General features: G+C 45.3%; 7 protein-coding genes. 4 read left to right on the top strand and 3 right to left on the bottom strand.

Annotated elements, in window-relative coordinates; all coding sequences use genetic code 11:
* Positions 1 to 43 precede the first annotated feature (43 nt).
* The 4 genes from LBL30_03070 to LBL30_03055 all read left to right on the top strand — a co-directional run bounded on the left by LBL30_03070 (position 44) and on the right by LBL30_03055 (position 3188).
* The gene (locus LBL30_03070; protein ID MDR1032074.1) at positions 44 to 712 is read left to right on the top strand and encodes an alpha/beta hydrolase; all 669 of its coding nucleotides are present in this window, start codon (positions 44 to 46) and stop codon (positions 710 to 712) included.
* Positions 702 to 1973 (top strand): tyrosine--tRNA ligase, encoded by a 1272-nt coding sequence (tyrS, locus tag LBL30_03065; GenBank protein MDR1032073.1) that lies wholly within the window; start codon positions 702 to 704, stop codon positions 1971 to 1973. The genes LBL30_03070 and tyrS overlap by 11 nt, the downstream gene beginning before the upstream one ends.
* Positions 1974 to 2217: 244 nt before the next feature.
* A complete protein-coding gene (locus tag LBL30_03060) occupies positions 2218 to 2400 on the top strand; it encodes a septum formation initiator family protein (protein ID MDR1032072.1) in 183 nt (60 codons plus the stop codon).
* Between the two features lie 152 nt (positions 2401 to 2552).
* Positions 2553 to 3188 (top strand): hypothetical protein, encoded by a 636-nt coding sequence (locus LBL30_03055; GenBank protein ID MDR1032071.1) that lies wholly within the window; start codon positions 2553 to 2555, stop codon positions 3186 to 3188.
* Positions 3189 to 3358: 170 nt separating this feature from the next.
* Here the strand turns inward: LBL30_03055 and rpoC are convergent, their stop codons facing one another.
* The 3 genes from rpoC to LBL30_03040 all read right to left on the bottom strand — a co-directional run bounded on the left by rpoC (position 3359) and on the right by LBL30_03040 (position 13702).
* A complete protein-coding gene (gene rpoC, locus LBL30_03050) occupies positions 3359 to 7492 on the bottom strand; it encodes a DNA-directed RNA polymerase subunit beta' (GenBank protein MDR1032070.1) in 4134 nt (1377 codons plus the stop codon).
* Between the two features lie 14 nt (positions 7493 to 7506).
* Complete coding sequence (gene rpoB, locus LBL30_03045) at positions 7507 to 11685, bottom strand: DNA-directed RNA polymerase subunit beta (GenBank protein ID MDR1032069.1); 4179 nt, start codon at positions 11683 to 11685, stop codon at positions 7507 to 7509.
* Between the two features lie 208 nt (positions 11686 to 11893).
* On the bottom strand, positions 11894 to 13702 hold the full coding sequence (locus LBL30_03040) for a hypothetical protein (GenBank protein MDR1032068.1): 1809 nt from the start codon (positions 13700 to 13702) through the stop codon (positions 11894 to 11896).
* Positions 13703 to 13712 lie beyond the last annotated feature (10 nt).

Genomic DNA, 13712 nt, shown 5'->3' with positions numbered 1-13712 from the left:
AAACATTGCCCAATTAGCACAGTCTAATACTAGGAGATTACATATGCCAGAAGTAATTTTTGATGGTCCTTGCGGCCGTATAGAGGGGGTATATCACCACAACCTATCCCCGTCTGCTCCGCTGGCGATTGTCCTGCATCCACATCCGCAGCAAGGCGGCACAATGAACAATAAGGTAAATTTTACGATTTACAGGGCTTTTGCCGATTCTGGATTTTCCGTAATAAGGTTCAATTTTCGTGGAGTTGGCCGATCAGAGGGCGAGTGTGGCAAGGGCGAAGGAGAGATTGCCGATGCAACAGCGGCTCTTGATTGGATTCAGATGGTTAATCCTGGGCAACGTGACCTTTGGGTAGGCGGGTTTTCGTTTGGCGGGTGGGTTGCTATGCAAATACTTATGCGTCGCCCGGAAATCAAAAATTTTGTGACGGTCGCGCCTCCGGCAAATCTGTACGATTTTAACTTCCTGGCCCCATGTCCTATTCCAGGCATGATTGTTCAGGGGGACGGTGACAATATCGTCTCTGCCGAGGAGGTCACCAAGCTGGTGAAAAAAATACAAGCCCAAAAGAAAGTTGATATTAATTATGTAATCATGGAAAAAGCGGACCATTTCTTTAAAGAAAACCTTGAAACGCTTTCTGCCCATATCAAAAGCTATCTGGCATCAGAACTGAGTCGCGGTAAGAAAAAGGTTGCTAATGTCTCGTAGCTTTAGGTCTTCGTTCTTACAAGAGGCTTACGAGCGCGGATTTGTTTACCAATGTACTGATATCGACGGTCTTGATGACCTTTTGTCAAAAGAAAAGATTACTTTTTATATAGGCTGTGACGCTACGGGCGACAGTTTTCATGTCGGACACCTTGTACAGATTCTTATATTACGTTTGCTGAGTAAACATGGGCACAGGCCAATACTGCTTATTGGCGGGGCAACGACCAAAATCGGTGATCCCTCTGGAAGGGATACTGCTCGGCCTATATTGACCGATCAGGAGATCGCTTATAACGCAGATGGTTTGCAAAAATGCCTTGAGCCCTACCTGAAATTTGGTGAGTCTGCAAATGATGCATTGCTAATAAACAATGCAGATTGGCTGGATAAGCTCGAGTACATTTCCTTTTTAAAAGATGTCGGAAAGTATTTTTCTGTTAACAGAATGCTGACATTTGACACCGTCAAATCCAGGCTGGAGCGTGAGCAGCCATTAAGCCTGCTAGAGCTTAACTATATGATAATGCAGGCTTATGATTTCTTGGAACTGTTTGACAGACATCAATGCAAACTGCAGATAGGTGGATCTGATCAATGGGGCAATATTGTTTGCGGAACCGAACTGATCCGTCGTGCCAGATCGGCCAGCGTTTATGGCTTAACCACTCCACTACTTTCAACCAGTGACGGCAAAAAAATGGGCAAAAGCGCAGATGGAGCTGTGTGGCTGCGCGCAGATAAGCTTTCGCCTTACGATTTTTGGCAGTATTGGCGTAATATAGACGACCGCGATGTTGGCAGGTTTTTGCGTTTGTTTACTGATTTACCGCTCGACGAAATACAGCGCTTAGAGCAACTTCAAGGGCAGAGCTTGAATGACGCGAAGATAATTTTGGCGGATGAAATTACCAGGCTGACCCATGGGCGCGAGAATCTTGAGGCGGTAAGGACAACAACTCAAAGCCTGTTTGGTGATGGCCCAGTAATAACCACTAACGAATTCTTGAACGGTCCGGTGTATGAGATGGATCGTGAGACCACCCTTGGGCGCCAGTCAATAGTTGACCTTTTCGTAAAAACCAACCTGGTATCGAGCAGAAGCGAAGCAAGGCGCCTAATCAAAGGTAAGGGGGCGTATCTTAATGATGAGCCAGTTTTCGATGATATCTTGATTATTAAGGCCGAGCATTTTGACGAAAACTCTACCCTGCGCCTATCCGCCGGCAAAAAAAGAATCGCCGTAGTGAAATTGGTTTAGCCTAAGCGTAGCTCTCTGCAAAGCGCTACCGGTTGATTAGTTTTACTTTGCAACAGAAGTTTTTTTTATAGAAAGCTAGAACTAATCATTTCTAGTAAAATTTACCCACTAAGATCGCACCTATCTTCTTGCTTTCCTGCAGGGTTGCTAGCGTCTTTATTGAGGTTCATAACGACCCAGATCAAGCCCCCTGCGACGGGACAAATATGCTACTCCAAATATGCTAACTCGATAATACAGCAAGATCACAGTTCTAAACGATCGCCTAAGTAACTTAAAACAACAAAGTGCTTCGCTTGAAAATAGCGTAAGCAGGTTAAGAAGTCGTTCGCTTGATCCAGATCTTCTAGACGAGCAAATCAGGAAAATACTTGGCTGGAACGAAAAGGATGAGATCGTAATAGTAGACCCAAGCTATAAATTCTGACTGCATGGCCCAAAGCTTTGTTATGTATTAGAGTCAAAATCATATCCGTACCTTTGCAGAGTGTCAGGATAAATTTTGTAAAAAAGTGTTGACTTCTGAAAATTTTTTTTGTAAAGTATTAATGGTTATTGGAATTTATATTAGGAGAAATTATGATTACTAAAAAAACTTGGTTGGTTGGTAGTATTGCTTTATTAGGTTTAGGTGGAGCTTTTGATAGTAATGCTACTCTCAGACCGGACGGTCGTTGGACGGATGTAGATGAATCGTTAATGAGTGCTCCATCAGCTGCAACACGATTTGATGCGCTAGAGGAGCATGAAAAGATAATATACAATTGGGAGGATAATCCTTCTCTTGCACATATGAAGTGGATTAAAAAAGCGGGTGCAACTGAGTTGGGTACGCTCGGTATGTCAGAGTTTACTCAGGATACAGACAGCTTTTTGCTAAAAATATCAACTAAATCGCCAGCTAGCCTTAAAGAAAAAGGGGTTCACCTTATAGCTGATATGTTCTTTCATGAAAACGTATTTACTGCTTATCAATTTTTAATAGTTGAATACGCTGCTATGCGCTGCGCTGGTTACGATAAACAAGACGTATTTTATCGTGTACTTTCCGAAGCGATAGCAAGTAAGAAAAAGGATCCTTCCAGCCCTTTCGAGGAGGATAGTATATTTAAATTTGATTCAATTGGTCGTATTATTGACAAATTATTTGACGAAAAAGAAAAATTAGATCAATATTGTCAAGCAATAGCTCAAGTGCATGAGTTATTTGATTGATATTTTTAGACAGTTTTTAATAACAGAGGGCCTCGGCCCTCTTTTTTGTTTCCCTAAGAATATCAGCAGATATTTTTTCGCCTAATATATTTAAAAATAAATCTTCAATTTGAAATTGCGCTTATCTTCTTGTTTTCCTGCAGTGCCGCCTAAATCCTTTAGATTATATATCAAGCCGCTATGCTGTTAGAAGATACGGCGTTGTCCAAAAGCTCAGCGGCTTTGCGGATTTTTTTGACAACATGACCGGTTCCTGCCGGTATCAAGCGGCCAACCATGACGTTCTCTTTAAGCCCCGTAAGCTCATCGACTTTGCCCATAGTTGCAGCTTCCGTCAGCACGCGAGTTGTTTCTTGGAAAGACGCAGCAGAAATAAACGATTTGGTTTGTAAGGATGACCTAGTTATTCCTTGCAGGATTGGCCTGTAAAATGCAGGAGTACCGTCATTCTTAATTGCTTGATCATTTATGGCGCCTATATCCAGCCTATCTACCAGCTCGCCTACAACCAGCGGAGTGCTGCCAGCGTCAAGAACCTCTACTTTTTGCAGCATTTGACGCAGAATAACCTCAATATGCTTATCGTTTATATACACGCCCTGCAGGCGATAAACGCTTTGGACTTCATTAACAAAATGGTTGGCGAGCGCCTCAACACCCATGGTCTGAAGTATATCTTGCAAAGCAAGATCGCCGTCGATAATAACATCGCCTTTCTTAACCAAATCCCCCTCTTGCACAGTGACGTGCTTTAGCTTAGAAACCATATACTCGGCAGGAGGAAGATCTTTATTGGTAGGATTGATCACAATTCTACGCTTGCCCTTATAGTCTTTGCCAAATTCAACCGTACCGTCAAAATCGCTGATTACTGCGCGATCTTTTGGTGCGCGAGCCTCAAACAGCTCAGATACCCTAGGCAGACCACCGATAATATCTCGCGTTTTACCTGATTCGCGCGGCAAGCGCGCTAAAATGTCACCAGCATGAACCTCTTCGCCGTTGTTGACGGAAATAATACTGTCAACAGATATATAGTATTTCGCTTCCTGGCCATTTGATAGGATTATAGGATTATCATTGCTGTCAACGATTAAGATTTGCGGCTTAATATCAGCTCCACCAATGGTTTGCTGACGCCAATCGACTACTACTTTAGTGGAAACACCCGTCGTTTCATCAATAACTTCACGTATGGACACGCCGTCTATGAGATCAATATACTTCACACGCCCCGATTGCTCGGTAATGATTGGAAGTATGTATGGATCCCACTCGGCCAATTTCTGACCGCGTTTGACTTGGTCTTTATCGTCAACCAATAAAAACGACCCATATGGCAGCTTGTAAGACACGATTTCCTTGCCTTTTGCATCGATAAGCGCGACCTCAGAGAACCGGTTAGTTATGACCTTTCGGCCGTTTCTGTCTTTAACCAGTTTTCTGGCCTTTACCTTTACTTTGGCGTCTGTCAAAGCCTCGATCGAGGACTTATCGGCTCCGCGCTGCGCGGCCCCTCCTATATGAAAGGTTCTAAGTGTCAGCTGAGTTCCTGGCTCGCCAATGGATTGCGCCGCGATAACGCCAACGGACTCTCCTTCGCTGACCAAGGCTCCACACGCCAAGTCTCGTCCATAACATTTGGCACAAGCGCCATGCTTAGCAGCGCAAGTAAGAGCAGACCTGACTTTTACCTCAGTAACCCCGGCTTGAGCGATTTTATCCGCACAACCTTCGTCTATCATCTCACCAGCTGCAACGATAACAGTATCGTCATCTGGATACTTTACATCATCGGCAGCAACGCGGCCAAGGATGCGGTCCAACATGGACGACACGACCTCTTCCCCGTCAACCACATCCGAGATCATCAGACCATCATGTGTGCCGCAATCACCTTCAACCACCACACAGTCCTGAGCCGCATCAACTAACCTTCTGGTAAGATAACCAGAGTCAGCTGTTTTCAAAGCGGTATCGGCCAACCCTTTGCGGGTTCCGTGTGTTGAGTTGAAATATTCAAGCACCGACAACCCTTCTTTAAAATTGGACATAATTGGCGTTTCGATAATTTCTCCAGACGGTTTGGTCATAAGACCGCGCATACCAGATACCTGCCGCATTTGAGCGGCCGAGCCTCTTGCCCCAGAATGCACCATCATGTACATCGGATTTTCTGGCTCACCGGGCTTGGCCTTTGATATATCCGCCATCATAGCTTCGGCAACTTTGTCCGTACACTGGGACCAGACGTCGACAACTTTATTGTACTTCTCACCATAAGTGATAAGCCCGTCCATATACTGACGCTCAAACTCTGCCACTTGCTTACGAGCCTCGTTGATAATCTTGTCTTTCTGCTTAGGCACGATAAAGTCATCCTTGCCAAGCGACAGCCCAGATACAGTAGAGTACTTGAACCCCAACTGCATAAGCTGGTCAGCAAAAATCACCGTCTCCTTCCGCCCGCAATAGCGATAAACCTCGCCAATCAAGGTATCTATGTCTTTTTTCGCGAAGTGCTTATTAACCAAAGAAAAACGCAAATCAGCATGCTTGGGCAGGATTTGGGAAAGTATTACCCGACCCGCAGTTGTTTCCACACGCTCCAGCCCATCCGTTCCGTCGCTGTTTGTCAGGCGAACCCTGGTTGTTATTTTGGAGTGCAGGGTTATCTGCTTTTGCTGCAAGGCTTGTTCTATTTCACCTATATCGGCAAACAGACTGCCTTCACCGGGATCTTTCTCACGAGCCATCGTAAGGTAATATATGCCTAACACGATATCCTTGCTTGGCACTATGATTGGCTTACCGCTCGATGGACTTAGGATGTTATTAGTAGACATTATCAAAACGCGGGTCTCCAGCTGAGCTTCAACAGATAAAGGTACGTGCACAGCCATCTGATCGCCGTCAAAGTCTGCGTTGAAAGCCGCGCACACCAGCGGATGCAGCTGGATAGCTTTTCCTTCAACCAAAACTGGCTCAAACCCCTGAATACCCAGCCTGTGCAATGTAGGCGCACGGTTCAGCAAGACTGGATGCTCACGAATTACCTCTTCCAGAACGTCCCAGACTTCGTCACGCTCTCTTTCCACCATGCGTTTGGCATTCTTTATCGTTATGGCATGGCCGTACTTCTCAAGCTTGGCATATACAAACGGCTTAAAGAGCTCAAGCGCCATCTTTTTAGGCAGGCCGCACTGATGAAGCTTTAAAGTTGGACCGACAACGATTACCGAACGGCCAGAGTAGTCCACTCGCTTACCAAGCAGGTTTTGTCTGAACCGACCTTGCTTACCTTTAAGCATATCGGACAGCGACTTAAATGGACGCTTATTTGCTCCAGTAATGACTCGTCCATGTCGGCCGTTATCAAACAGAGCATCAACCGCTTCCTGAAGCATGCGTTTTTCATTTCGAACAATGATATCCGGGGCACGCAAGTCTATGAGCCGGCGTAATCTGTTATTTCGATTTATAACTCGCCGATACAGATCGTTCAGGTCAGAAGTCGCAAAGCGTCCACCATCCAGCGGAACCAAAGGCCTAAGTTCCGGTGGAATTACCGGGATGCAGTCAAGAATCATCCACTCCGGCCTGGTACCCCATTTGACGAAACCTTCTATCAACTTTAGCCGTCTTATAATGCGTTTGCGTCGGATTTCAGACTGACTTTCATTCAGCTCTTGGCGAAGCTTGATCAACTCGCCCTTAAGATCGATCGACGCCAGGATGGATTTAAGCGCCTCTGCTCCAATGCCGGCGGTAAATGAATCTTCGCCATATTCTTCTGTGGCGCTGTAATACTCATCTTCATTAAGTAATTGATACTGCTGTAATGGCGTTAAACCGGGCTCTATTACGATAAAACTTTCAAAGTACAAAACCCGCTCCATCTCCTTGACGGATATGTCGATCATCAAAGCGATTCGGCTTGGCATAGATTTAGTGAACCATATATGCGCAACCGGGGATGCAAGTTCGATGTGGCCCATACGCTCACGGCGAACTTTTGATAAAGTCACCTCAACGCCACATTTTTCACAGATAACGCCGCGATACTTCATGCGCTTATATTTGCCGCACAAGCACTCATAATCTTTCACCGGGCCGAAGATCTTTGCGCAGAACAATCCGTCTTTTTCTGGTTTAAACGTTCGATAGTTTATGGTCTCGGGCTTCTTGATTTCGCCATACGACCAAGACCTTATTCTTTCCGGACTGGCGATAGAAAGCCTGATAGCGTCAAAGCTGTCTATTTTATTGATTTGACCGAAAATTTTGTGTAACTGCTCTGCCATTGTGCCTTTCTCCCTTAAGAGTTGCCTTCCAAGAATTCAAGATTAAACGCCAAAGCGTTCAGCTCTTTCACCAAAACATTAAACGACTCTGGCATGCCGGGCTCTATGTTTTGATTGCCTTTTATGATGGTTTCATAGGCTTTGGTTCGCCCCTCTACATCATCTGACTTAACCGTAAGCATTTCCTGCAAGGTATAAGCGGCGCCATATGCCTGAAGCGCCCAGACTTCCATTTCAACGAAACGCTGCCCACCAAACTGCGCCTTACCGCCAAGAGGTTGTTGAGTAACCAAACTGTAGGGGCCTACGGACCGTGCATGCATTTTGTCATCGACCATGTGATCCAGCTTGATCATATAAAGGTGACCTACCATAACCTCACGATCAAAGTATTCGCCGGTTCTGCCGTCGATAAGACGAACTTTGCCAGTAGGACTGCACCCAGCCGCCTTCAGATTCTCAGAGACTTCGTCATTACTGGCGCTGTCAAATACCGGCATTGCCATAGGCACGCCCTTGGTTAAGTTAACCGCCAATTCTGCAATCTCACCGTCATCCAGCTTATCTAGCTCTTTTTTATCCGATTTGGCGGTATATATCTCTTTAAGCTGATCCCTTATAACGTCTAAGTTTTCTTCACTTCCCGTCATGCTTAGCAGGGTTTTCTCGATCTGCTTGCCGAGGCCATGTGCAGCCATGCCCAAATGAGCCTCAAGGACCTGACCAATGTTCATACGCGACGGAATACCAAGCGGATTAAGGATTATGTCTATAGGCGTTCCGTCCTCCATATACGGCATATCCTCGACCGGCACTACTTTTGAGACAACGCCTTTGTTTCCGTGGCGACCGGCCATTTTGTCCCCTGGCTGAATCTTACGTTTAACGGCCACGTATACCCGCACTACTTTAAGAACCCCCGGGGCTAAATCATCCCCCTTGCGCAGCTTTTCAATCCGATCGTCAAATTTCTTTTTAAGATTTTCGGTTATCGAGTCGAATTGTTTAATCAGCTTTTCTATATCTTTAGCCGCCTCTTCGCCCTTTATCTTAAGCTGACGCCATTTGCCTCTACCAAGGGTGGACAGCATGGCACCTGTAATCTTCTTGCCGACCAGGCTTTTATCTGGAGAGGAAGCTACAGTCTCACCTTTAAGCAGTTCTGAAAGCCTGAAATAGAAATCTTTTTCTATAATCTCTTTTTCCGCTTCAAAATCTTTGGACAGGCGATCGATTTCGACTTGGTCAATAGCCAAAGCACGCTCGTCTTTTTCAAGCCCAGTACGCGAGAATACCTTCACGTCGATAACTGTGCCTGCCGCCCCTGGCGAAACACGCAACGACGTATCTCGCACATCAGAAGCCCGCTCACCAAATATTGCGCGAAGCAGTTTTTCTTCTGTCGACAGCTGAGATTCGCCTTTAGGGGTAATCTTACCCACCAGAATATCGCCGGCTTTTACCTCTGCGCCTACGTACACTATTCCGGCTTCATCAAGGTTATGTAAGGTCTCTTCGCTTATGTTAGGGATATCCCTGGTAATCTCTTCATTACCAAGCTTGGTGTCACGAGCTATAACCTCGAACTCTTCGATGTGTACCGAGGTAAAATGATCATTACTGACCAGCCTTTCGGATACTATAATCGCGTCTTCGAAGCCTAATCCTTGCCACAGCATGAACCCCACCATGACGTTTTCGCCAAGCGCTAACTCACCCAGCTCTGTTGACTGGCCGTCGGCTATGATATCTCCAGTCTTTATCACATCGCCCTTTCTGACCAAAGGCCGCTGATTGATGCAGGTATTTTGGTTAGAGCACTCGAACTTACGGAGGTTATATATGTCAACGCCAACTGACGAGAAACTGCGCTTGCCTGTAGTTTTTATAACGACACGATTGGCGTCTACTTGATCAACCACTCCATCCCGTTTGGCTACGATTGTCACGCCAGAATCCCTTGCAACCGCGCACTCAACGCCCGTTCCAACAAGCGGTGCTTGACTTCTGAGAAGCGGTACTGCCTGTTTCTGCATGTTCGACCCCATCAAAGCACGGCTGGCGTCGTCGTTACCAAGCGCTGGTATAAGCGCCGCTGCTACAGAGACTACTTGCTTAGGCGAAACGTCCATAAGATCAATCGATTTTGGCGAAACAGTGATTACATCCCCGTTTTTACGGCACACCACTAATTCACCGACTAACCTGCCATCACCGGCAGTCTCTGAATTAGCTTGCGCAATCGTATACTTTGCCTCTTCCAAAGCCGACAGATATACGATCTCGTCCGTCACAACGCCGTCGTTTACCTTGCGGTATGGCGTTTCAATAAATCCATATTTGTTAACACGCGCAAAAATCGCCAGCGAGTTTATAAGGCCGATATTCGGGCCTTCTGGGGTCTCAATCGGGCAGATTCGCCCATAATGAGTCGCATGGACGTCGCGAACCTCAAGCCCAGCGCGATCACGAGATAACCCGCCTGGCCCCAGCGAAGAAATTCGTCTTTTATGGGTTACTTCGGCCAATGGATTGGTCTGATCCATAAACTGAGACAGCTGAGATCCGGCAAAAAACTCTCTTACAGTGGCCGAAACAGGCTTCGCGTTAATAACGTCATTAGGCATGGCGTTTTCTATCTCAACGCCGCCCATCTTTTCCCGCACGGCACGCTCTATTCTGGATAACCCTATACGGAATTGATTTTCAAGCAGCTCGCCAACGGCGCGTACCCTGCGATTGCCAAGGTTATCTATATCATCAACCTCGCCTATTCCGTCTTTCAAGTCGTGCAGGATCTTTACTGAAGCTACAATATCCCTTTTGGTAAGTACTCTTGGCGTATCGTCATGTTCAAACCCAAGCCTGGCGTTAAGCTTTACGCGCCCCACGGCAGACAGGTCATACCGCTCAAAATCAAAAAACAGCCCGCTGAACAGCAGCTCTGCGCCTTCTATGGTCGGGGGCTCACCCGGGCGCATTATCCGGTAGATATCCGCAAGCGCTTCTTCCCGGCTGTTGTTCTTATCAGCCGCCAAAGTATTTCGTATGTATCCACCAACGTGTATATTGTCGATAAACAAAACATCCAGCTCGTTGATTCCTTGCTCTTCCAAAAACTTAAGGCTTTCTTCAGTAAGCTCATCCCCAGCTTCCACCAGAACCAATCCGTTGGACATGTTTACGATATCAATTGCGCTGTACTTACCAACAATGTCTTCCGGCTGAACAACCAATTCTTTCAGGCCGGCTGACTCTAGCTTTGACAGCACTTTGTTGTTAACCTTGGCGCCAGCCTTAAGCACAACCTCGCCCGTCTTGGCGTCAATTAAATCCTTATCCAAGCTAACGCCTGCAAGCGCTGCCGGGAAAAACTCCCTTCGCCAGAAGCTTTCGCTCTTGTTATGCCGGTAGTGTATCCTTTTGTAAAAATAAGAAAGAATCTCTTCCTTGCTCATACCACAGGCTTGGGATTTGTCGAGTGGCTTGCCGGCTTTTTCGGCTTTAACTATCGCTTTTTCAGTTTCGTCAGACGGCAACGCCATCAGCAAAGTCGTCACAGGAAGCTTGCGCTTGCGGTCTATGCGAATGTTGATGAACTCTTTGGCATCAAACTCAAAGTCAAGCCAAGACCCACGGTAAGGAATCACATGCCCGGCAAACAAGAACTTACCGGACGCGTGGGTTTTCCCATTATCATGATCAAAAAACACCCCAGGCGAGCGCTGCATCTGCGAAACAACAACCCGCTCAACACCATTTACAATAAACGTACCGTTAATCGTCATGAGCGGAATATCGCCCATATAGACGTCTTGTTCTTTTATATCTCGAACAGAGCGTTTGCCGGTATTTTCGTCGACGTCCCAGATAAGCAGCCTGAAAGTCGCCCTAAGCGGTACTGCAAACGTTAATCCACGCTGACGGCATTCATTTTCGTCGTACTTCGGCTCATCAAAATAATATTTTTGAAAATCTATCTGAGCTCGACCAGAATAGTCTTTTATCGGAAAAACAGACTTAAAAGCAGCCTGTAGCCCTTCGTCAACCCTGTTTTCTGGCGAGACGTCGGCTTGCAAAAAACGCTCATAGGAATGGCGTTGCAGTCCAACAAGGTTCGGCATATCCATTACTTCTTGAATTTTGCCGAAATGCTTACGCAGCCTTTTACGCTCGGTAAAGCCTTTTATCATTGTTTGCTCCAGTTTTGTTTACAGAAAGCCCATCGCTGAGCGACGGCACACCGCGCCCTCGGTATAAAAGAAGGGTATTGCACAGATACAGATCGTTTTAAAACTTAGTTAATTATTATCAGACTAATTAGAAATATTAAAGAGATATTTTATATAAAAAAACTAAAAAGTTATATTTTTAAAATAATCTGGTCGATTTCATCAACAATCAGTCCTTCATCTGATAAAGCTCAGTAAGGATTCTAAATGCATCTGGATCTGGCGCGAGATTCCAGACAAGCGATGTCAATAATTCCCTATAATACCACTCGGCGAAAGGTAAAACTTCCGAACCGGAGTAGCAGTATTCAGCATTTGATATGCGCTGATTAATATACTCGATCCAGCCTTCTTTTTCACCAGCCAAGTGTCCCCACCGAGCAGGTTCTCCTGTCTCAAGCGACACGCCAAGGTCGCTGCATTGTTCGACGAATACTTTACCATTTACCAATCGCACTCCAGTGATGGTGGCAAATTCTTCGGAGTAGGACCAAATTTCGCTAAAAGTAAACTTTGTCAGTGCTTCCGAAAAAGATTGAGGCGTAAATTCTTCAGCTACAGAAGAGGTGGCTTCGGGAGAAACAGGGATTAAACATCGCGCTAAGGCGCTCAATTTTTCTGCATCATCTTGTGGTCCTTGCCCCATTAATTCTGTAACTTTTGCTTGAATTTTCGTGGAAACTGTTTCGTATTCGTTTGAGCAAATTGCTTTTGTAAAAGGATTTTTAGAATAAATGGACCAGAAAGGATCTTCTTGACTACTACTCAAAGACGAAAACCCAAGACATAAATGACTCCCGTGAAACAGCTCATGCTTAAAGATCAAGCGATGATTCATGTGATAACTTTCTGCTTCATAGCTCTGACAAGAAATTGCATAAAGATCAAACTCTGAACCAATTTCTGTATTAAAAACTAAAACCGGATAATTCATGGCAAAAAGAGACTTTTTCGCGTTATATAACGATGATAAAATGATGATCAAGCCAGCGTTTTGAGGCGCACGTAATTCGTGTGCCGCTAAAAACATCACAAAACTTTCTCGTTCCGTCCTAGACATATCAGGTACGATGCCCTCGACAAAATGATGTAGCGTTTGTGAATAGCGCTCTTTCTCTGAATCAATTACAGCAAGTAATACCGAACCACTAAATCCGGTCTTAACCTCTATATAAAACGACGACTTTTGTAAAACCCTTCCCCAAGAAACAGCTATCTGTTGTTGGTCGTCAACTAAATTTCTAAAAGCAGCCGGACTCTTTAACCCCTGCTGTTCTAAGCAAGCCATGACGCTGTCAAACGTTATTAGCATCAAGTTGTCTGGCGAAATACCAAATCTGTCGCTGCCGGCAGGGCATCTTGATACCGGTCTTGCAAAATCGGACAGCTCAGCCAGAACAGGATCGGAAGCATTTGCAATTTCTTCGATCTGCCTTCGATTTACACAACCCAGGCAAACCTCATCTCTGTATTTACACCAATTAATAAAACAACAATTTTTAGCGCTCTGTCGAAACTCAGAGTGTAATGAATCATCACGAAATGGAGGAGTATAATTTAATGATCCAAAAAATCTACTACTCTCATCCTCTTCCATTTTAGGTAAGTAATTACGATCTAAAAAGCTGAACGTCTCATCCACAGCCTCACTTAGATTCGAAACGTTAATTCCTTTATCATCAGCAAACGCTTGCATTTCTTGCACAATATTTTCTTTAACTTGTTGGCAGCACTCAATTACCGCCGACCTATTCATGTCGAGCCAGACATTTACGATTCTTTCATCCCGAACTTCGATGTTAACATGCCGGAATTTTTCCAAAGCCGCCCGTCCCTCAGGAGATAACATCGGGAATAAATAGTCTCTAACTTGATCAAAATTTTCCGCTGACGAGAACTTTTGAATCAACGGATCTGGTGCAGCCGAATAGCAAACAGACGAAACTGATATAAATATGGCGGTAAAAATCTTTTTCATTTTTTGTAAT

The sequence above is a fragment of the Holosporales bacterium genome (assembly GCA_031263535.1).
GTDB lineage: Bacteria > Pseudomonadota > Alphaproteobacteria > UBA3830 > JAIRWN01 > JAIRWN01.
Note: the sequence above shows the minus strand (reverse complement) of the source record. Positions and strands in the feature narration are given on the sequence as shown.

Coding starts and splice junctions, on each gene's coding strand:
- rpoB (MDR1032069.1), bottom strand. CDS start 11,685: ATGATAAAAGGCTTTACCGAGCGTAAAAGGCTGCGTAAGCATTTCGGC.
- rpoC (MDR1032070.1), bottom strand. CDS start 7,492: ATGGCAGAGCAGTTACACAAAATTTTCGGTCAAATCAATAAAATAGAC.
- LBL30_03040 (MDR1032068.1), bottom strand. CDS start 13,702: ATGAAAAAGATTTTTACCGCCATATTTATATCAGTTTCGTCTGTTTGC.
- tyrS (MDR1032073.1), top strand. CDS start 702: ATGTCTCGTAGCTTTAGGTCTTCGTTCTTACAAGAGGCTTACGAGCGC.
- LBL30_03055 (MDR1032071.1), top strand. CDS start 2,553: ATGATTACTAAAAAAACTTGGTTGGTTGGTAGTATTGCTTTATTAGGT.
- LBL30_03070 (MDR1032074.1), top strand. CDS start 44: ATGCCAGAAGTAATTTTTGATGGTCCTTGCGGCCGTATAGAGGGGGTA.